16 protein-coding genes are annotated in these 19,298 nt (G+C 48.3%); 6 read left to right on the top strand and 10 right to left on the bottom strand.

Annotated features, from left to right (window positions below; all coding sequences use genetic code 11):
- Positions 1–283 precede the first annotated feature (283 nt).
- Positions 284–2,659 (top strand): AsmA family protein, encoded by a 2,376-nt coding sequence (locus B9N89_RS11370; protein WP_132318333.1) that lies wholly within the window; start codon positions 284–286, stop codon positions 2,657–2,659.
- Between the two features lie 25 nt (positions 2,660–2,684).
- On the opposite strand, the gene B9N89_RS11375 is transcribed toward B9N89_RS11370, so the two are convergent.
- From B9N89_RS11375 to B9N89_RS11385, 3 genes are all read right to left on the bottom strand, one after another.
- Positions 2,685–2,918: a hypothetical protein gene (locus B9N89_RS11375; RefSeq protein ID WP_132318331.1), complete on the bottom strand. Its 234-nt coding sequence runs from the start codon at positions 2,916–2,918 to the stop codon at positions 2,685–2,687.
- 126 nt (positions 2,919–3,044) lie between these two features.
- On the bottom strand, positions 3,045–7,490 hold the full coding sequence (locus tag B9N89_RS11380; RefSeq protein ID WP_132318329.1) for a DEAD/DEAH box helicase: 4,446 nt from the start codon (positions 7,488–7,490) through the stop codon (positions 3,045–3,047).
- A 15-nt stretch (positions 7,491–7,505) separates the two neighbouring features.
- Complete coding sequence (locus B9N89_RS11385) at positions 7,506–8,765, bottom strand: adenylosuccinate synthase (protein ID WP_132318327.1); 1,260 nt, start codon at positions 8,763–8,765, stop codon at positions 7,506–7,508.
- 162 nt (positions 8,766–8,927) lie between these two features.
- On the opposite strand from B9N89_RS11385, the gene purB reads away from it, so the two are divergent.
- Together purB and lpxD are read left to right on the top strand one after the other, a co-directional pair.
- Positions 8,928–10,316, top strand: a complete 1,389-nt coding sequence (purB, locus tag B9N89_RS11390; protein ID WP_132318325.1) for an adenylosuccinate lyase — start codon at positions 8,928–8,930, stop codon at positions 10,314–10,316.
- A 6-nt stretch (positions 10,317–10,322) separates the two neighbouring features.
- A complete protein-coding gene (gene lpxD, locus B9N89_RS11395; protein ID WP_132318323.1) occupies positions 10,323–11,399 on the top strand; it encodes a UDP-3-O-(3-hydroxymyristoyl)glucosamine N-acyltransferase in 1,077 nt (358 codons plus the stop codon).
- Here lpxD and B9N89_RS11400 read toward each other — a convergent pair.
- Together B9N89_RS11400 and B9N89_RS11405 are read right to left on the bottom strand one after the other, a co-directional pair.
- A complete protein-coding gene (locus B9N89_RS11400; RefSeq protein ID WP_132318321.1) occupies positions 11,371–12,870 on the bottom strand; it encodes a hypothetical protein in 1,500 nt (499 codons plus the stop codon). The genes lpxD and B9N89_RS11400 overlap by 29 nt on opposite strands.
- A 178-nt stretch (positions 12,871–13,048) precedes the next feature.
- Positions 13,049–13,654: a DUF938 domain-containing protein gene (locus B9N89_RS11405; RefSeq protein WP_132318319.1), complete on the bottom strand. Its 606-nt coding sequence runs from the start codon at positions 13,652–13,654 to the stop codon at positions 13,049–13,051.
- A 323-nt stretch (positions 13,655–13,977) separates the two neighbouring features.
- Between B9N89_RS11405 and B9N89_RS11410 the strand changes: the two genes are divergently transcribed.
- Entirely contained in the window at positions 13,978–14,661 is a 684-nt protein-coding gene (locus B9N89_RS11410; protein WP_132318317.1) for a c-type cytochrome, read from the top strand.
- 71 nt (positions 14,662–14,732) lie between these two features.
- Here B9N89_RS11410 and B9N89_RS11415 read toward each other — a convergent pair whose 3' ends face one another.
- Both B9N89_RS11415 and B9N89_RS11420 read right to left on the bottom strand, forming a co-directional pair.
- On the bottom strand, positions 14,733–15,440 hold the full coding sequence (locus tag B9N89_RS11415; protein ID WP_159455310.1) for a response regulator: 708 nt from the start codon (positions 15,438–15,440) through the stop codon (positions 14,733–14,735).
- 125 nt (positions 15,441–15,565) lie between these two features.
- The gene (locus B9N89_RS11420; protein WP_132318313.1) at positions 15,566–16,240 is read right to left on the bottom strand and encodes an LbetaH domain-containing protein; all 675 of its coding nucleotides are present in this window, start codon (positions 16,238–16,240) and stop codon (positions 15,566–15,568) included.
- A gap of 132 nt (positions 16,241–16,372) precedes the next feature.
- Here B9N89_RS11420 and B9N89_RS11425 point away from each other — a divergent pair, with 132 nt between their 5' ends.
- On the top strand, positions 16,373–16,597 hold the full coding sequence (locus B9N89_RS11425; protein WP_159455311.1) for a hypothetical protein: 225 nt from the start codon (positions 16,373–16,375) through the stop codon (positions 16,595–16,597).
- 64 nt (positions 16,598–16,661) lie between these two features.
- Here the strand turns inward: B9N89_RS11425 and B9N89_RS11430 are convergent, their stop codons facing one another.
- Together B9N89_RS11430 and lepB are read right to left on the bottom strand one after the other, a co-directional pair.
- Entirely contained in the window at positions 16,662–16,988 is a 327-nt protein-coding gene (locus B9N89_RS11430) for a hypothetical protein (protein ID WP_132318309.1), read from the bottom strand.
- 147 nt (positions 16,989–17,135) lie between these two features.
- Positions 17,136–17,864, bottom strand: a complete 729-nt coding sequence (gene lepB, locus B9N89_RS11435) for a signal peptidase I (protein WP_132318307.1) — start codon at positions 17,862–17,864, stop codon at positions 17,136–17,138.
- A 139-nt stretch (positions 17,865–18,003) separates the two neighbouring features.
- Here lepB and B9N89_RS11440 point away from each other — a divergent pair, with 139 nt between their 5' ends.
- A complete protein-coding gene (locus B9N89_RS11440; protein WP_132318305.1) occupies positions 18,004–18,294 on the top strand; it encodes a hypothetical protein in 291 nt (96 codons plus the stop codon).
- Here the strand turns inward: B9N89_RS11440 and B9N89_RS11445 are convergent, their stop codons facing one another.
- Complete coding sequence (locus tag B9N89_RS11445) at positions 18,295–19,269, bottom strand: adenosine kinase (protein WP_132318303.1); 975 nt, start codon at positions 19,267–19,269, stop codon at positions 18,295–18,297.
- Positions 19,270–19,298 lie beyond the last annotated feature (29 nt).

Below are 19,298 nucleotides of genomic sequence, written 5' to 3' on the forward strand. Positions count from 1 at the left end.
CTCTGCATAAAGCTTCGACTCCTGAAACAAAAAACTTTGATGGTGTGGTAAGGTCTGCGAGGGGGGAGGCTGAAGCAGCCTAATATGATTCGGGTTTTGTGTCATCAGGTGAGATTTGAATCAATTTTATTTGGATTGGTAAGAATTCTATTTCAAGGGTCTGCTTTTGATTTCATCCTGTAAGGCGCAAAATTAACGCTACTTTTCAGGGGGCTGCTTGCACCTGAGGCAACCCTGGACTATGCTAAACGCGACTTGAAATGATGAGACGAGGTGGAATTCCATGCTTAAAAAAGCCCTGATCGCTGTAGCTTCTGTGATCGCCCTATTACTTGGATTTGTGATCATTACACCCCTGGTTGTCGATGTGAATCAGTATCGGCCCGAGATTGAGCAATTGATTCAAAAAAATATCAACGGCTCAGCGAAGATTGGCAGACTCTCTCTTTCTCTTTGGGGGCGTCTTGCCATTGAAATCGATGAGCTAGAAGTCAAGGATGCAAAGGGCAAACGAGTCTTGGCCGTCCAGGGCAGTTCTATCAACTTCCCTTTCATCAGCCTGATTAGTGGTGCTCCAGAATTAACCCTACGTCTTGATGGCCCTGAGATTTATGCGATCAAAGAGTCCGATGGCAGTTTTAACCTGCTAAGTCTTGCGAAAGAGGACTCCAAAGCCTCAGCTGCCAGTACAAGTTCCACGAGCGAGCCAGAAGCAGCACCAACTCCTGCCGCCGAAGAAGCTGCAGCACCTCAAGGGTTAGCACCTATAATTGTGGCATCGAAGGTGGATCTTTTGATCGAAAATGCCAAGGTTATCTTTTCAGATAAGGGCTCGGGCTTGGAGCAGAAGATTACCGACTTCAATATCCTGCTCAAGGATGTCTCCCTTGGTCGACCTATGGATCTTGATATCTGGGCTGATCTCAATACCAAACTTGATACTATAAGCCTTGAAGGCCCCTTTAAGATGACCGGTGAGATCAATCCTGTTCTAAAGGACCAGGAAGTTCAAGGGTTTGAAGTGAAGCTAGAAAGCATCATGGATAAGATTAGCATTTCAGTACCCGAGACCTTTCGAAAGTCCGATAAAGTTACGACCCAATTACAAATTGAAGCCTTCGGATCTCCAGAAAAACTAACACTCAAGAGCCTGATCATCAAGTTTCACGACCTCGTTTTAGAAGGACGGGGAGAGGCTATACTTGCGCCAGAGCTGAGCTACTCATTTAATTTCTCACAAAACCAGATCAATCTAAAAACTTGGAAAGAGATCCTTCCTCCTCTAAAGGACTTTGTAAATGAAGATATGAAGCTCTCTTGGACAGCGGACCTCGTCACAGACCACCTCAAAACCTTCAAGTTGAACTTTAAAGCCCCTGAAAACGATCTGACACTGGTAGCAGGAGTTGAAAATTTTTCCGCGCCTAATATCAACCTCAATATGAAGTCCACTGGTCTAAATATCGATCGCCTCTTGCCACCATCAAAAGAGGAAGCAGAGGCTGCCAAAGCCAAGCCAGGGTCGTCATCCTCTGCTGCAGGCACCGGTGGAAACGCTGTGTCAGGAGCGGATGGAAATGCCGCTCAACAAAGCGCGGCTGAGCAGGCAGCAAGCGATGTTGATGCTCAACTTGCTGAGTTGAAGAACAATGAAATGCTAAAGCAAATGAAGGCTCAAGTCGGAATCCGCTTCGACAAAGTTACGGCTATGAATGTTGATGTGCAAGACTTTATCTTAAAATTCACATTCAATGATCTTAAAGCTGTTATTGAGCCGATCAAATTGAAAGTCTTTGGTGGGCAGATCAATACCTTTGCAAGTTTGAACTTGCAGGGCCCTAGGCCGATCTACAAAGCGAAGCTTACCGTAGACTCCATTCAATTTAAGGATGCAGTAGAAAGTCAGCTTCCCAAATTTGCCAATACTATTATGGGCAATCTATCGCTGTCTGGTAATGCTAAAGGTGAAAGTTTAAACAACGACTTGATGATGAAAAATCTAGTCATGAATGGTGACTTTAAGATACTTGATGCTAGTTTTGCGACCGTCGACATTGTGAAAATGGTCAATGAAGGGGGAGCTAAAGCCATCCAAACTATCAAGGAAAAGTTCCCAAAAGCACCTCTTGGGTCGATAGCGAGTCTAGGCTCGGGTGAGGGAAAGTTCAAGGAAGTCAGTTCGAATTTCTCGTTGGCACAGGGGGTCATGAAAGCTCCTAATTTCAAAGCATTGTCATTCCCAGGCAAGGGAGTAGATATTAACGGTTATACAGAAATTGACCTTTTAGGTGATAAAATCCAAGCGGACTGGAATGTGATTGATACTTACAATAAAACGGGTCTTAAGTCGGTATCTCTAAAAGAAAAGGGAGTTGAGGTTAAGGAGATTTTAGCCGAGCCTGGCAAACCGATTCGCTTTCCTATAAAGGTTGGCTGTAAACTCAGTGAACCTTGTTACAAATACGATGCTATTCCCGGTCATTTTTGGAATATTGCATCGAAAAAGATTGAAAAGGCTGCTGGAGATCGGCTTAAGGCGGAGCTGAAGAAACGAACTGCTAAGGAGCGCGAGAAGATCAAGAAAAAGCAGAAAAAGGTTGAAGAAGATCTTAAAAAGAAAGCCAAGGATTTCTTAAAGGGAAAGAAACTACCCTTTTAACTTTCGAGCGCTAACCGATCCAGGCTCAATGAGCCTGGAAACGCCGACAAATCTCGTGGCAGGCTTCGATAAGCTGGTCGTCCCCTGCACCGAAGCCCCCATCAAATACAATACGGTACCCTTCGTTGTCACCTTTGATATGAAAGCGATTATTGCTATTCTTGGGGTTTCCCGATTGAATGATCCTAGACTTACATTGCGAGAAGGCACTTGCTGCTGATGAGTAAGTATTGAAGTAAAATTCTGCAAAACCTAACATGCCGAGACCTCAGTGTAGTCCTAAAATATTGTCATAACACTTGGTACGGAATTCACTGCTGAAAGTTGAACGGGGCTGCTAGGCCCCTGAATATAGGCTATTTAAAAAAATTAAATAACTCATGGCTTAGTGTGATGGTTTGACAATATCTGACCAATTCAGATGGGAATGGTGCTGACCTTCTGCCTTGCTGAAAGATTTCGAAGCAGGGCTTTGGTCTTGAGGTCTATCCAAAAATTCGCGAATGAATGGGTCTTGTTGTCGGTAACGGCCATTGAGTTTGATAGCCCTCTTGATCATTTCTTCTGCTTCGAACCCGAGCTTTTTGAGGAAGTGAACCTCCCCAGCATCGCGATAGGCGATCAGGTCACCATCCTCAAAGACCACACGATTGCCTGGGACGGCTGGGATCTTGGGGTTTTCGTCGAGGATGCCCACCAGATTGATTGGGTCACAAGCGGAAAGCACAACCCAGCGGTTCGGCTGCTTGGCTGCTTGCCTTAGGTGGTCCACAGCTTCAGGAAGAGCGAACTGTTCTCCTGAAACATTTTTGACGAAGCGACCACCGCGAATTTCACCGCGCATCTCAAGCTTACGATAGATCCGGACTAGATCGCGCCATTGAGGTGCCAAGCGCTCACGGCTCAACAAATCGCGAAAGATGATGCCGTAACGCTCTAGTAGGAGCCATGCCCAGTTTTCAAGTCGCTCTTCATGGTTCACCTCAGCAATGGGGTTGCTACCAGGAAAGGCCGACCAACGACCTCCACGCTGAAAGCCCGTTTCAAATAGCAACTGACGACGAGATCGTTTTACGAGATCGGCCTTACGTTTGCGATCTGGTGCAATTAGAGGGCGGATGGCCTCGAAACCATCGGCTGAAGCAAGACCTAAGCTAATCAGCTCTCCCAGCGCCTCTTCAATCCGGCTACGTGGCATGGCCAACTCGTGAACGAGGTCCTCATAAAAGGGCGCCCCAAGTTTTTGTATTGCTTCGTATACCATTGAGCCGTCTCCCGAAAGTTGGCCCTCGTGGCTCAGGCGATCTGGTGGAATCAACCACGGCATGTGACTGCGAGGGAAAATTGAGATCGGCATCACCCGACTGAGCAAGCTCCCCTTGCCTTTCTGTTCCTCTTTCCGAGCTGGAGGGCGCAATCGACCCCAGGCGATAAGTCCGTTAAAACACAATTTGTCCAAGCAAGATGTGCCGTAGGATCTTACTCTTGCGGGGAGCAGCTCTGATTCCCAAGAGCTGCATGGAACTTCAAATCCCATCAGCATCTGAATCACTCGGAGAACTCCTGACTCCTCGCTGAGCTTGGAGGTTTCTGCGATGTGATGGTGTTCGATCAAGAATTTGATGTACTGCTTTGGACTTGCGGGCCTGATTTGCTTGCGCAACCCCTCGATGGTGAGACGATGAATGCGCGCAAGGAGGCGACGCTCACACCATTCCCGAGACTCTAAGTTCTGGCCAGTGAAGCCGCCGGACAAGACCAGGCCATCGGATTCTAGGGCTTGCAACGCTGACAGGATGTGTGAGCCCGCGATACCAAGGCAGTCCTGCAAATAATCAATAGCAACGGGCCCTCTAACTTCCATATGCCCTTTGATTAAGGTTTTGAGAGCTTCTCCCCATTCTACATCCCGACGAAGATGAGCTGGGACGTGAGAATGATCCAGTTGGTTGTCTGGATCATACAAGGCTTTGGCGATCATGAGATTTTCAGTACAGCAGATATAGTCCTGCTCTTCATATGAAAAAATTTGGATGCGTTTCTGGTCAAGAAGAGGTTCTAGATATGACTGCCAGCCTTCCAACTCATGCATTCCTAAGACAACGAGATGATAGAGACCATCGTGGAGCTCATCAGGGCTTCGCACCATAGGCCAGGCTTCTTGGCGAACCTTGGCGATAGCTTCCGGGTCGAGAGCTGCCAGGGACTCTAAGTCTTTGGGATCGAGAGTTCGGCGGGTGAATACGGCTCGGGTGCGGCGCTCTTCCAAAGGAGCGTCATCGAGAAATGCATAGGGGTTCGCATGAATCAGTTCGTAGCTGAAGGGTGATGGTTCCCGTGTATCCATGCCTTGGAACTGAATGTGACCATCGTCCTTGGCCTCCATGATGGATTCGAAGCGCGTGATATCCATCGCTTCGGTGAGGCAATCGATAACTGTCTGTTCAACGTAGGGGTGATCTGGAACCTCTAAATCGCCCGTGCGGTGCTCGAAGCACTGGGTTTGCTGCGGGAATACAGCCGTCAGCAGGTCATCTGATTGATAGCGTTGCAAATGTGGAGGAACTCGCTTGCCGCCCTTGAATCGAAGGATGGCCAGGGCACGGGTGATATTCCACCGCCAGCGGATCTGAAACATAGGTACATCGAGCAGTGCTTGGATTAAAAGATCCCGACAGTTCTTGGCATTGAGCATGGAGAACAAGGCATCGATCGGAAAGCTTTGGTTGGGCCCTACAGATAGGACGATGCCATTGTCATCGGCACTAGCCTGTAGCTCGAAGTCAAAGCCACGGCAAAATCGCTTGCGGAACGCTAAACCCCAAGCACGATTGATTCGTGTGCCGAATGGCCCGTGAACCACAAGCTGCATGCCGCCGGTATCATCGAAAAAGCGCTCAAATAAAACCTTTTCTTGGGTGGGGAGGCTTCCCGTTGCCAGCTTCTGGCTCGCGCAGTAGTGCAAGATTTGTTTCTGACCCCAGGGGTCATCGGAGCATATGCCTTGTAGATAGCCTTGCGCCTGTTGCCAGCCCTTTGGAACGTCGTTGCTTTCGAGGTTCCAAGCCGGATCATCGGAATCATCAACGTTGAGATGTTGATCGAGTTCTTGGCGAAGCTCAGACACATGCTGCGACAATTCAAAGCTTCGGCCCGGAGCTTCACCAAACCAAAACGGAATGGTCGGGGGAGCTCCGCCTGCATCGTGAACGACTACTTGGCCTTGGCGGACAGCCTCCACCCGCCAAGAGGTGTTACCGAGCAGAAAAATATCTCCCCGGCTACTTTCTACCGCAAACTCTTCGTCGAGAGTGCCCACAAAGGTTCCATTTTCTCCGGTGACGACTCGATAAAGATTTTGTTCCGGAATGGCGCCACCAGATGTCAATGCGGAAAGACGTGCGTGTCGCCGAGCTTTTAGCTTTTGATTCACCTGATCGTAATGGAGGTAGGAACCCTTGCGATTTCGGTCACTGATGCCGTTAGCTAAGATGTGAAGCACTTTATCAAACTGACATTTGCTTAAATTCCGATACACCCAAGAGCGACGAATCAATGCAAGTAATGAATCCGTTTGCCAATCTTCAGCGCTGCACATAGCGACAATTTGCTGGGCTAAGATATCCAAGGGGGCGACAGGAATTTCAATACGATCTAAGTCCCCTGCTTGACAAGCTTTCATCAAAGCATAGCATTCCACTAGTTCGTCACGAGTAAGGGCAAACAAGCGACCCTTCGGCACCAAACCCAAGGCGTGACCTGATCGGCCGATCCGTTGCATAAACACACCGATGGACCGGGGTGAACCTACCTGACAGACGAGGTCGATATACCCCACATCGATTCCCAGCTCCAGGGAGGCTGTGGCGACAATCGCCTTCAATTCGCCACTCTTTAACCTTTGCTCAGCTTTATGGCGAGCCTCTTTTGAAAGGCTTCCGTGGTGGCTTGTGACAGCGTCTTCGCCTAAGATTTCAGAAAGGTGGAAGGTGACACGCTCGGCCATACGCCGAGTGTTGACAAAAATCAAGGTGCTCCGATGCTGCTTGATCTGATCGGAAAGACGTTCGAAAACTTCAGCCCATTGATCATGACTGCATATGGCTGAGAGCGCTGTAGCTGGCAAATCCACGGCCATATCCAATTGTCTTTTGGAGCTTTCGTTGACTATGTGACAAGGGCTTTGCCCAGTTAGGAAGCGGGCGATGTCTTCCATGGGCTTCATAGTAGCAGAAAGCCCGACCCGGGTAAGTGGCCCTTCTGTAAGGTGGTCCAAGCGCTCGATGCTCAGGCTGAGGTGGCTCCCCCGCTTGTCTCGCGCTAAGGCATGGATCTCATCAACAATCATGGTGCGACAGGGTTTTAGCATGGCGCGACCGCGATCCGAGGTGAGAAGCAGATAGAGGGATTCTGGTGTAGTTACCAGAATATGGGGCGGATCCTTTAGCAAACGACTGCGTTCGTAGGCCGAACTATCGCCGGTACGCAGACCCACTTTAATATCAATGCTTCGCTGGAACTTTTCCTTAACGAGTTCAGTGATCTGCTGGAGAGGTTCTTCGAGATTGTGCTTTACATCGTTGGACAAGGCCCGTAAGGGTGACACGTAGACCACTTGTAAGCCACTGGCTAGGCTTCCGGCAATCCCTTGGCGAATCAGACGATCAATTGCCACCAAAAAAGCAGCCATAGTCTTACCGGAGCCGGTAGGTGCTGCAATCAAGGTGTGTTGGTCGGCTTGTAGGGATGGCCAACCTTCTTGCTGAGGCGGAGTAGGGCCTTGAAATCGCCCCCGAAACCACTCTTCAACAATCGGGTGGAAACCATCCATAGAACACTCTTTTCGTTAGCGGAACAGAGCATCCTGACGATTCACGCCAGTTCCCACATGAGAGACAGGTGCATCGATGATCTGTTCGATTTCTTTAATGTAGTCCAAAGCTTCCTGGGGAAGTTGATCCATGCTTCCGGAGTTAGGAATATCCCCCGACCAGCCCTTTACAGTTTTATATATCGGTTTGCAGTCCTTGAGAACTTCAAAGCTCCAAGGGAAGTCTTTGATTTCGCCAAGCTCTGGATGCTCATAGGCTACCGCGATTTTTAGCTCATCGAAATCCGATAGAATATCCATCTTATTTAATATGATGCCATCGAAACCATTGGCATCAACGCAGTAGCGTAACGCCACTCCATCAAGCCAGCCACAGCGTCTTGGGCGGCCGGTGGTAGCACCAAATTCGTGACCTTTTTCAGCCATCTTTTTGCCTGTGTCATCAAACAGTTCGGTAGGGAAGGGCCCTTCCCCTACACGGGTAAGGTAAGCCTTAGCGACTCCATAAATCTTGTCGATATACCTTGGGGATAGCCCCAAACTGGAGAACGCACCACCCGCTGCGGTGGAACTTGATGTTACAAATGGGTAGGTGCCGTGATTGATATCAAGCAAAGCGCCTTGGGCTCCTTCTAGAAGAAGTCTTTTGCCAGCCTTTACATCAGCACGGAGCTTCGCCTCGGCGTCAACAACGTAGGGCCCAAGAGCAGACGCAGCGCCGTGGAAGGCCTCCCAATCAGCGGCTTGGTTTTTGAGGTTAGCAGAGAATTCTGGGAAACGCTTGGTCATCATCTCAAGCCATTGCTTGCGGCGTGCTTCATCAACGTAGTCTCCGAGACGTAGGCCGGTCCGATTGGCTTTCTCGGCATAAGTTGGTCCAATACCCCGCTTGGTGGTGCCGATGGGTTGGTCAGACTCTGCCTCGCGCTTGCCATCCAGATAGATGTGCCATGGAGTTATGACATGGGCTCTAGCCGATAGCCAAAGGTTGCTCGGAGTGAGTTTCGTGTGGTGCGCCACTTTTTGAATTTCATCCACTAGCTGAGATGGATTCACAACGACACCCGCTGTGAGGGCACAAGTCTTGTCTTGAAAGATCCCGCTTGGAATCTGATGAAGGACCACCTTTTCGCCATCGACGTAGAGGGTGTGGCCGGCATTGTTACCCCCTTGGTAGCGAGCTACAATATCAGAATCTTTCGCTAAAATATCGATCCATTTGCCTTTGCCCTCGTCTCCCCACTGGGCGCCCACAAGGATGGTCACATTTCCCATTTTTTGTTCCTTTTTATCGGTTTTCGGAATATCCAGGTTTCGCAAGACGTTGCTCTATTTAACTTATGTTTTCGTCTCTGTCCACTGGAACTCCTGTAGGGGCCATGGTATACCGAGGCTGCATCAGGCATCGTAGATCCCCTTAACGAACGAGGTTTAGCTTTGAACACACTTGAGAACCAACTTTTCGCAGTGTCAGCAGTCGATGGTCGTTACCGATCCAAGGTTGAGGAGCTGGCGCCACTCACCAGTGAGGCAGGCTTGATTGCCAATCGGATTCGCGTGGAGGCAGCTTGGCTATTGCACTTAGATGAGTGTCCTGAAATCCACGGTGATCTCAACTTGCCAGCGAGTATCAAGCCTGTCTTAGCTGAACTGGTTACGGGGCCAAGTCAGGAAGCGTTTATTTCAGTCAAGGATTATGAGAAGACCACCAACCACGATGTGAAGGCGGTTGAATATTATCTGCGAGACGTGCTTAAGAATCATGGCTGCGACGATCAGCAACTGGCGTTTATCCATTTTGCCTGTACAAGCGAAGATATCAATAACCTTTCCTATGCGTTGATGCTAAAAGACTGTCGTGACCAGGTGTTGCTGCCCTACATGGATCGTATAATTGATGACCTTAAAGCTAAGGCGAAGCAAACAGCCTCGCTACCAATGCTATCGCGAACCCATGGTCAAACGGCATCACCCACCACCCTTGGGAAGGAGTTTGCAGTTTTCGGCCATCGCTTGCTCAAGCAACGACAGAGCTTGGCTGCCGTGGAGTTAGAAGGCAAGATGAGTGGTGCGGTTGGAAATTATAACGCTCATATTTCTGCCTACCCTAGCGTGGATTGGCATCAGCTTAGCCGGTCATTTATTGAGGAGCGTTTGGGGTTGAAACAAAACCCTTTGACCACGCAAATTGAAAACCACGACTCGATGATAGCATTTACCGATCTTGTGAAGCATTTTAATACGATTTTGATTGGTTTTGCCCGCGATATGTGGTCCTACATCTCGATTGGCTACTTTAAGCAGCAAACCAAAGCTGGTGAAGTGGGTTCCTCGACAATGCCTCATAAGGTGAACCCGATCGACTTTGAAAATGCTGAGGGGAATTTAGGGATTGCGAATGGTATCGCTAGCCATCTTTCCGATAAACTGCTGATCTCGCGCTGGCAACGAGACTTGAGTGACTCAACGGTTCAGCGTGTACTGGGAACCTTATTTGGCCATGCCTTGATCGCCTATAAATCAACGCTTAAAGGCTTGGACAAGGTGCTCGTCAACGAAGAGCGCTTGAGGGAAGATCTTGATCAGGCTTGGGAGGTTCTCGCTGAGCCAGTTCAAACAGTGATGAGACGATACGGAATTGCAGATGCCTATGAGCGACTTAAGGCAGCTACCCGTGGTCGACCTGTGGATCGCGATGCGATTCAGAGCATGATAAGAGATTGTCAGGAGATTCCTGTGCAAGCCAAGCAAGACCTGTTAGCCTTAACTCCGGCAACTTATCTTGGCATTGCGGAATCCTTAACTTTGGAATTTGTGAACGGATAGGTTTTTATGCAACTACAGGAAATCGCCAGTCAGTTAAAGATTGATGTGATCTGGCCCGAAGGGGCGGATCAAAATGTGGATATATCAGGGGTGGCCCCCATAGATGGAGCCAGAACGGGAACGATTAGCTTTATCGCTGATACAAAATATTTGGATCTGGCTAAGAAAACTGGTGCTAGCGCCTTGATTACACGGGATGAAATTCCTAATTGTCCCGTGCCGCAGCTGATACACCGCGATCCTCACTACGCTTTTGCCAGGACTGCCAACCTTTTCTATCAGCCAGATCATGGTCCCAATGTGATCAGTGATAAGGTAGAGGTTCATCCTAGCGTTCAACTGGGTGAGCATGTCACTGTTTATCCCTTTGTCTGCATCAGTCCAGGAGCTGTCATTGGCGATCATGTAGTGCTTTACCCTGGGGTATTTATCGGTGCCGATGCCATAGTTGGTGCGAACTCTGTGCTCTATGCAAACGTAGTGGTCGGCGAGCGATGTCAGGTGGGCGAGCGCAACATCATTCATCCGAATAGTGTTCTAGGAGCTGATGGATTCGGCTTCGCTGTTGGAGACGGTGAAATCGTCAAAATTCCACAGACTGGGATTGCAAAAACTGAAGATGACGTGGAATTGGGTGCTTGCTGTACCATCGATCGCGCTGCCTTAGGAGAGACAGTGGTGAAGCGCGGCACCAAGTTCGATGATCATGTTCACGTCGGGCACAACTCTACGGTCGGAGAGAACTGCATGTTTGCTGCCATGGTAGCAATCGCTGGATCGACGAAAATAGGGAATTGGTGCTTGGCTGGTGGGCAAGCCGCGGTTGCTGGTCATATAGAAGTGGGTGACAAGGTTCGTATTGGGGCCAAGGCCGGAATCATCAGCAGCGTCGAAGGCGGGCAGATGGTGATGGGCTTTCCTGAGCAGCCTGCCATGCAATGGCGTCGGGCTCGTGCTATGGAAAGAAAGCTGCCGGAAATGGCGAAGAAAATGAAGGCGATGGAAGCCCGCTTGGCAGAACTAGAGATCCAGCTTGGGGAGCGTAAAAGTTCTTCTAATCAAGAACCACCTCAGGAATGCTAGGCGCTACCCAATCTGATTGGTAATCTGCAATCGATTCCAGTTCGTTTGTGATGGGACCGTTCACCGACTTTGCATAGCCATCATTGCGACCAATGTAGTTGTCCCCTGTACCCGAGTCGCAGGTAGCGGTTGGTGCAAAAAGCGTCTCAGCATCGTCAAGATTCCAATAGCCACTGCTGAGATCAAGGCTGAGACTCTGTTTTTGCACGAGAGACGTGTACTGTATGCCAGGGCTTACGGGCAAGCAGGCCATCCCTTGGATGGTATAGAAGTCATCGGAACCGAAACTTGTCGAATCATCTCGATGACCAAAATAGGCCGATCCAGTTCCATCGGATTGAGTTTGGGCATTGAATACTAGCAGTGTGCTTGTTCGCCAAACAATTGCTAGGGAACCGAACCCAGATTTGTCGACATTGTCTAGGACTTCAGCCCAAGAGCTGTCTGCGGTGTAATAATTCTCTGCGACCTCGTTGCTGGTGCTATCGAAATACTCGGTTGAATCCGTCGTGACGAAGGCTTGGCGATAGCGATACTGAAGGTTGCTATTCGCGTACTTGTACTTGAGGGACATGGCTAAATCCCTAGAATCTTCGAAATCCTGAATCTGAAATTGAGCAACTCCACTGTAGCTTTGGAAGGTGTTGCTCTGGACCACATGTTTGAAGCGAAGGCTGAAGGATTTTGTGAGGTCCCGGCTGATATCCGTGAGACTCCCTTCTATATCAGTGACAAAAACAGGAAACGATTCACTATTATCTCGTTCGTAGGTAATTAGAACGCTGCTAAGGCTAAAGTTACTGCTACTGGTATCGACGGAGCTGATGGTGTCGGTGAAGTCCACGCTTTCCCCTACGGTGTCAGGTAAAGCCAGGCTATCGAGGCGTCCGGCGCATCCTACAAATGATATCAATCCGATCGCGGTTTGGGCGTAAGCTCCGACGCTTTCCATGAGGCTGTTGGCTGCTTCCGAGGAGCAAGCCTCACCAGATGTTTTGGTGACATCTGCATAGTCCCACCAGATTCCGGCATTCCCGCTTGGGATATCTACATCGTTACCGGTGATAGTCGGGCCAAAACAAGTCGCGTGACCAAAGTCATCTTGAGCCAGACTAAATGAAGATGGCATTGCGGCGGTGCAGCTACTGAGATCTTTTGTTGTGATGGTACTTTTCAAGACATTGAGTTGACTTAAAAAATCGTTATCCCCAGAACTTTGGGTGAGGCTTGCTTGTGTCTCGTCGCTAAGCGCTTCTATGGCTTCGAGGCTCTGCTGCTCTGTCGGCGAACTAAGGACAAGGTCTTGAGGGACAATCGCCTCTGTTTCTGCGATTGAGATGTTTAATTGACCATAGTTAACTGTGGGCTCCCTTTCAGAGCTTTCAATGGTTTCCGTGGGGGATTGTCCGCAGGCTGGATTGAGCAGAAGGATAAGGCTCCAGCCGATTCCAATGGAACGTTTTTGCATCATGGGGAGAGGCTCCTCTATTGCTACACCCAGGTAATGCTTCGGACGAAATCCGCGAGAATTAAAAGGCTTAGTTCATTTTTCATTCGAATGGTAAGAAAGTGCTAAAAATCTGGCTGCAATTCCCAAATAGTTACTTTATTTTTAGTTGTTTGGAAGTTTCCTGCATTGCGAACGATGCTTACTTACCTTCGAAAATGAGTGAGGTGTTATTCGCTGGCATGGGGTGGCTCGATTGAAGTGCAAAACCATTTGCTTCAGCCAGATCGCAGACGTCTTCAAAAAAGCGAATTCCCCAGGTGCTGTCCTTCGATCTTAGCCATTGGTCGAACTCGATGTTGCCGGAGCTGGCTTCCCGATCCTTATGAAAGTATGGCCCATAGAGGTAAATGCGGCCCCTGGGTTTCAAGCAGTGGGCAGCGCAGCGGAAAAGACCTTGAGTTGTTTCCCAGGGGCTAATGTGTATCATGTTGATGTTCACGAGTAGATCGTAGCTATCTTTCTGAGGCCATGTTTGGTGATCAAGACAGTCGATCTTCTTGGGGGCTAAAAGGTTGTCTTGACTTAAATCATCTCGCCAAATCTGGCTTGCAGCCAAGGCTTCATCTTGATAGTCAGACAATTGCCATAGGACATGGGGCTGTCGCTTACAATAATAATGGCCATGCTGGCCCGTGCCTGATGCAAGCTCTAAAATCTTCTTTGGTTCTGGATTAAGATTTTCGATGATCTCGATGATGGGGCCTTTGTTACGTTCTGCGGATAGGTTGACAGGTTTTTTCTCCACAGTAAGGCTCCTTTTTCAAAAAAACATCTGCGACTATATCTAACACTTCTGAATCTTATTTGCGAGCTTGAGAAAACATCGATCTATCGTTTTGAGCGTAAGCTCAGCCCTTCACTTTTGAGCGGGAAATTTGATCAGATCTTTGACAAGTAAGAATCCTGCTGACATGGTAATTTGCTAAGATAGTAAAAATAGTTAAATGAAAATAAACTCTTAGGGATTTTGTTGAGATGGTACGCTCAATGCAATCCACATCCATGACAGCCATGCTGCTGCCGTATTTGTTGCTGATTTTTGCGGAATTGAATTGCTAGGAGTCCAGAATGAAGAATCTTACCCTTTTAGGGACAGTATTGTCCTGCGCGCTTATTATGATTTCCTGTGGTAAAGAAAAGAAAAAAGGTGGTGGTAGCCCAGAGCCTACGCCACGAAACGGCACAGAGCAGCAGCTCCTTGGTGACGAGATGGTCGGTATTGTGGAAAAATACTGCGTCGAGTGTCACAATCCAAGTTCAGCTGCAGCTAACCTTGAACTCACTCAAATAGACGTTATCCTTGCCAATGCGGGACGAATCGTCACTTCGATTCAAAATGGTTCAATGCCAAGCAACGGACGAACTCTTACTGCTGAAGAATTATCTATTGTAGCAGCCTGGGCGGAAGCTCAGTATCCAGCTCCTACTCCTGGTACTACAGTGACCACCGATCCTGAAGCGGGTCCTGATAAAGACGACGGTATCGTTGACGATCAAGCCAACGATGAAGACGGACCAAGTAAGGATAACCCAACCCAGAACAATGACTACAAGAGTGGTTGTGATGACAAAAGCGGTGATAACCAAGACGATGACTTTGTAGAAGAGGACCGTGATGGCAAAGGTAAAGGTAAAGGCAAAGGAAAAGGAAAAAGCTGGTGGAGTTGGATTAAAGATGTAAAAAAAGACAGGGATCACTGTCACGAAGACCACGATAAAGATGATAATGGCGACGACTTCTACGGTCGCTAATGCATAAGTTCCGCTTCATTTTCGATGGTGATTGGCTCACCATCGAAATTTTGGAACAAGAACCTTTCCTCTTATCCCGCTAGCCGTTTAGCTGCCCCAGCCACAAGTTGTTCTTTGATTGGCTTGAGAATCCAACCATTAATATTGTAGCCTTTGGCCTTTTTAATCACATTGATATCAGTAATTTCTGTGACGACGACAATAGGAGTTGTCTTGAAAGCCTTGAACTTTCGAATAGCAGCGAGAACTTGCACGAAATTGGGAGCCGATATCGTTAGATCCACAAAGATGCAATGAATGTCTTGGTGGAGTGTCAGCGTTTTGGGGAGTTCGCGGAGGTCATGAACTTCGATTGGCTTATAGCCGGTGCCCACTAGCTCTTGTTTCATCTGTGTCACATATGAGCCTGGCTTATCGATAATGAGCATTTTCTTACCAACGATAACCTCTTTCGATGGTTCGTGTGGAGTTGGTCTAGGGACTCTTTTTTCAGGGCGTTCAAATCCTAGGGACTCTGCTAGTTCGTAGAGCTGATCCGCCTTTCTAGGATCAGGGCTAAGGCCGTCGCATCCGTGCCGGTAGATTTCAGCCGCTGAGATAGCTGCAATGGGATCACCATCGTTGGCTGCTTCTTCGAACCATTTCAGGGCCTCTCTGATATCAGAGTCCTTCAAAAGGCCTAGCTCATGAAGCAAGCCTACAGAAGATTTCGCATCCCTGTCGCCTTCGTGAGCCGACTTGAGCAGCTCTGAGAAAGGCTTTTTTTCGTATCGAACCATGAGCATCCTCAGCCGCGTGTCCTATCATGATGCTTCTCATCATACCATGATTCGGGATATTTTTCGCAAATTGAATGTCGGGAGAGAAAGGTGCCCGAGGCACCGGTATCGATTGGATCAGATGGCTATTTAGCAAAGCCTTTAGTCAGAGTACCATGAAAATGAACGCAGGGCAGAACTGCTGTTTTTGGTAGAAGCATGGTTCCTGGTGAAAGTACTGCATTGCAACCAGTTTGGGAGTCATGTCCCAGGATCGCTCCAAGCTTTCTCAAGCCAGAAGCTGTGAGGTCACCAGTGTCTGGATGTTTGACTTTAACTTCATCGCCACGTAGCTTTAAGTTAGCTAACTTCGTGCCCGCGCCTAAGTTCACCCGATCACCTAAGATCGAGTCCCCCACGTAAGCAAAATGTCCTGCTTTTGCATCGCGACCAAAGATGGATCCCTTGACTTCGGTGGTATGCCCTACCACAGCTTTTTCCCCTATAATAGCCGTGCCTCGGATAAAAGCTCCGTGCCGGACTTCAGCTTTGGGGCCTATGTAGGTCGGGCCTTGGATGTATGCGGTGGGGCCCACTACAGCTCCTTCAGCAATGTAGACCGGACCTTCGATGATTGCTTGGGGATGAACCTGACCATGAATCACAGGAGAGTCTGTGACTCCCAGCTCTTTCAGAATTGCTGCAATTCGTTCTTTGAGCGATGATCCTAGCAACTGAAAGACGTCATCAACCAGAAGCTGACTAAAATCCAAAATATCACCTGATTCAAAAAATATCCTGGGACTTATCAATTTGGTCATTCAACAAACCTCTGAGATTAGGAAGTTTTTGCCTAAAGGCTTTGCAATTTTTGCCGACCTGAGAGTTATTCACAGCCACAAATGTGCTCTTTAGGTTAATGCAGGGACCAAGAACAATCTAGAGGAAAGGTAGTGTTGCGTATGGTTGATTTAAACACGTTTAAGAAACAAGTGAAGTCGTGGATTCGTGATAATCCCGACGGAACTCTCGGCGACCTTCGGGATTACTGTGAAGATCTGATTCCCGCCAGTCAATTCACAGCTTACTCTTGGCTCATCGAGCAAACGGTTGGATGGTACAAGCATATTTTGGACCATCGTGAGATTACGGAAGAGCAACTGGAAGTTGTCGATTGATTGATGGGAGAAGTTTTGCCTAGGCAAAACTAAAAGTTACGGATCCGAGCAAGGTTCCCGTGGCCTAGGAGTTCACCGTGGCCATCTGTTCCTTGATCGAGTCATACTCACTTTCATCAATGAAGTCTAGAACTTCGAGATCTTCAAAACCCAGATCCTCGATCCAGTCTATATTGAGCATCTCTGGGAGTGGGGAAACAACTGAGGTTCCATCTTCACGCTCGTAGTACTCGTAAGCATCCAAGATTTTCCCAGTTTTTGTAATCTGATAGTAGTGATAACCGTCGCCGTTTACCACGTGGCCATCCCGTGAGTCTCCTGTCCAATACTCCTTGGCGAACACGATTTCTGGAGTTTTCGGCTCAATGCTGTGTAACTCTCGAGAATTCATAAAGGCTCCTTCTCTGGGACGCTTGTTAAACACCTAACAGCCTTTTTCGGCATCGCCAAGAATTTTTTTAGAAGAAGCCTAGAGGGGAGTTTTTTTGATCTGGTTTCGAAGGTTTACAGCTCCAAAAAGGAGCTTAACTACCTGACTTTACTGAAGCCCGTGACCGAAACGCTGGAATCGGAAGTTTGGTAAGAATTCACCATCTTCGGAAAACATGCTCCAGATGACAAACAAGGCCTTACCACGAACATAGGAAAGGGGAACGACACCCCATGCGCGAGAGTCTGTAGAGTTGTCACGGTTATCTCCCATGACGAACAGAGAGCCTTCAGGTACGGTAAACTCCCCATCGCTTGGAAACCGAGATGGAAACACATCGAAGGGACCAGGCTTGTCTTGCAGGACCCAATGCTCGATGCCATCCAAGTTTTCCCTGAATAGATTCTTGATTTCAGGGTTGTCATCGATGTCGGCAAGAATATCTCGATCGTGGTTATGATCTGTTTTTTCTTGGGCTTTGCCGTTGATGAAGATTCGGTTATTTTCAACCCGAATGCGGTCACCTGCCTTGCCAACTACTCGCTTAACGTAGTCAATCTGAGTGTCCTTGGGATATCGAAAGACGATGATATCGCCGCGCTCTGGCTCTCCCCACTCAATGACAGAGATATCTGTGAAGGGAATCTTAAGGCCATAACTGAGTTTAAAGGCGAGCAATCGATCACCTACCTTAATGGTGGGCTCCATGGAAGCAGTAGGCACATGGTATGGCGAAGCAATGGACCAACGAAAACAAAGAACGAGAAGAATTAAGAAAAACAGAGAGCGTAAATTTTCAGGGCTCCAAAAACCAGGTTTCTTCTTTTCATCAGTCATCTTAACTTGCCTTTCTTGGGTGTACTACAGCTCGATAACAGGAGCAGATGCAATATGTTTGTCTAGTGATGAGAGCTTCTTAAGTCCTAAGCACTCCAGCCGATAAAGCCTAAGGTTACCATGTACAGGGAGTTTCGCATTGAGATTTTTGTGCATCATCGCGATTTTTGCAAACCTGCTAAGCCCCCAAGCCTCAGCTTATACAGCCAATAAAGTTTGGTTTGAATTCATGGATACGGGGCAGTACAAAGTTGTGGTCAACTACACCGTTCCCGAGCTAAAGGAATTTCGAGAATCATATGTCATTTTCAACCAGAAGCGGGATGCCGAAGCGTACTTTTGGGCTTTGGTCCGAGGTGCTGACTTCTATCCAGGTCAGCCCCTCGTAACGGAGTATAAGGAGCCGAAACTTCGGCCCGACCCTTGGTAGCTAGCCGATTTTAACTTGATCCAAGGCTTTTTTGGACACGACTCCACCAATTCGGCTAATCACATCGCTTGCTAGAGTAGCAGCAATCTTGCCACAGTCTTCGAGGCTTCGATCATTGTAGAAACCATATAAGAATCCTGCTGCAAACATATCGCCAGCTGCAGTTGTATCAACGACTTTGGTCGCAACAGGCTCAACTTTGATACGCTGATCGCCCTTGCCAATCAAAGCGCCTTCAGCGCCCAACTTGATGACTGCTATTGCACCTGTTTTGGTAATCTCATCGCAAGCTGCTTCAGGGCTTGATTGGTATAATAGTTTTGCTTCGTCTCGGTTGGCGAAGACGATGTCTGCCTTATCAATCATCGCTACAAAGGCTTCGCGATTATGCTCCACGACAAATGGGTCGGCGACATCGAAGCTTACTATGACGTTGTTATCTCGCGCGATTTGAACTGCTTTTTCAATGGCCTGGATCTGTTCTGGTGAACCCCATTGGTATCCGCAGAAGTGGAAAACTTTTGAGTTGGCAATGGCTTCCATGGGGACTAATGACTCGTCGAATAGGCAGCTGGCGCCTAAGTTTGTATTCATCGTCCGCTCGCCGTCGGGAGTGATCAGAATAAAACAGGTTCCCGTATCTGCATTTTCACTGTGAAGCAGATGGGCGTCGATTCCCAACTCGTTCATCCGGTTTTCGATGTGAGTTCCGTAACCATCATGACCAACCATGCCAGCAAAGGCGGTATTGGCACCGAGAGATGCTAGGGTCCGGATGGCATTGAGGCTAGAACCACCAAGCTCTTGGGTGGTATTCTTGGTCTCAAAATGACTCTTCACCTCGTTTTGCCTGGCGTCATCGACAAGGTGCATGATGCCCTTGTTTAGTCCTAACTTGGTAATGTCAGATTCTTCCGCTTCTACTAATATGTCCATCAGAGCATTGCAAATGGATGATACGTCGTACTTACTCATAATGCTCAGGGTCTCCTCGCGATGAATAT

The organism is Pseudobacteriovorax antillogorgiicola, assembly GCF_900177345.1.
GTDB classification, from domain to species: domain Bacteria; phylum Bdellovibrionota_B; class Oligoflexia; order Oligoflexales; family Oligoflexaceae; genus Pseudobacteriovorax; species Pseudobacteriovorax antillogorgiicola.

Coding starts and splice junctions, on each gene's coding strand:
- B9N89_RS11370 (WP_132318333.1), top strand. CDS start 284: ATGCTTAAAAAAGCCCTGATCGCTGTAGCTTCTGTGATCGCCCTATTA.
- B9N89_RS11375 (WP_132318331.1), bottom strand. CDS start 2,918: ATGTTAGGTTTTGCAGAATTTTACTTCAATACTTACTCATCAGCAGCA.
- B9N89_RS11380 (WP_132318329.1), bottom strand. CDS start 7,490: ATGGATGGTTTCCACCCGATTGTTGAAGAGTGGTTTCGGGGGCGATTT.
- B9N89_RS11385 (WP_132318327.1), bottom strand. CDS start 8,765: ATGGGAAATGTGACCATCCTTGTGGGCGCCCAGTGGGGAGACGAGGGC.
- lpxD (WP_132318323.1), top strand. CDS start 10,323: ATGCAACTACAGGAAATCGCCAGTCAGTTAAAGATTGATGTGATCTGG.
- B9N89_RS11400 (WP_132318321.1), bottom strand. CDS start 12,870: ATGATGCAAAAACGTTCCATTGGAATCGGCTGGAGCCTTATCCTTCTG.
- B9N89_RS11410 (WP_132318317.1), top strand. CDS start 13,978: ATGAAGAATCTTACCCTTTTAGGGACAGTATTGTCCTGCGCGCTTATT.
- B9N89_RS11415 (WP_159455310.1), bottom strand. CDS start 15,440: ATGGTTCGATACGAAAAAAAGCCTTTCTCAGAGCTGCTCAAGTCGGCT.
- B9N89_RS11420 (WP_132318313.1), bottom strand. CDS start 16,240: ATGACCAAATTGATAAGTCCCAGGATATTTTTTGAATCAGGTGATATT.
- B9N89_RS11430 (WP_132318309.1), bottom strand. CDS start 16,988: ATGAATTCTCGAGAGTTACACAGCATTGAGCCGAAAACTCCAGAAATC.
- lepB (WP_132318307.1), bottom strand. CDS start 17,864: ATGACTGATGAAAAGAAGAAACCTGGTTTTTGGAGCCCTGAAAATTTA.
- B9N89_RS11445 (WP_132318303.1), bottom strand. CDS start 19,269: ATGAGTAAGTACGACGTATCATCCATTTGCAATGCTCTGATGGACATA.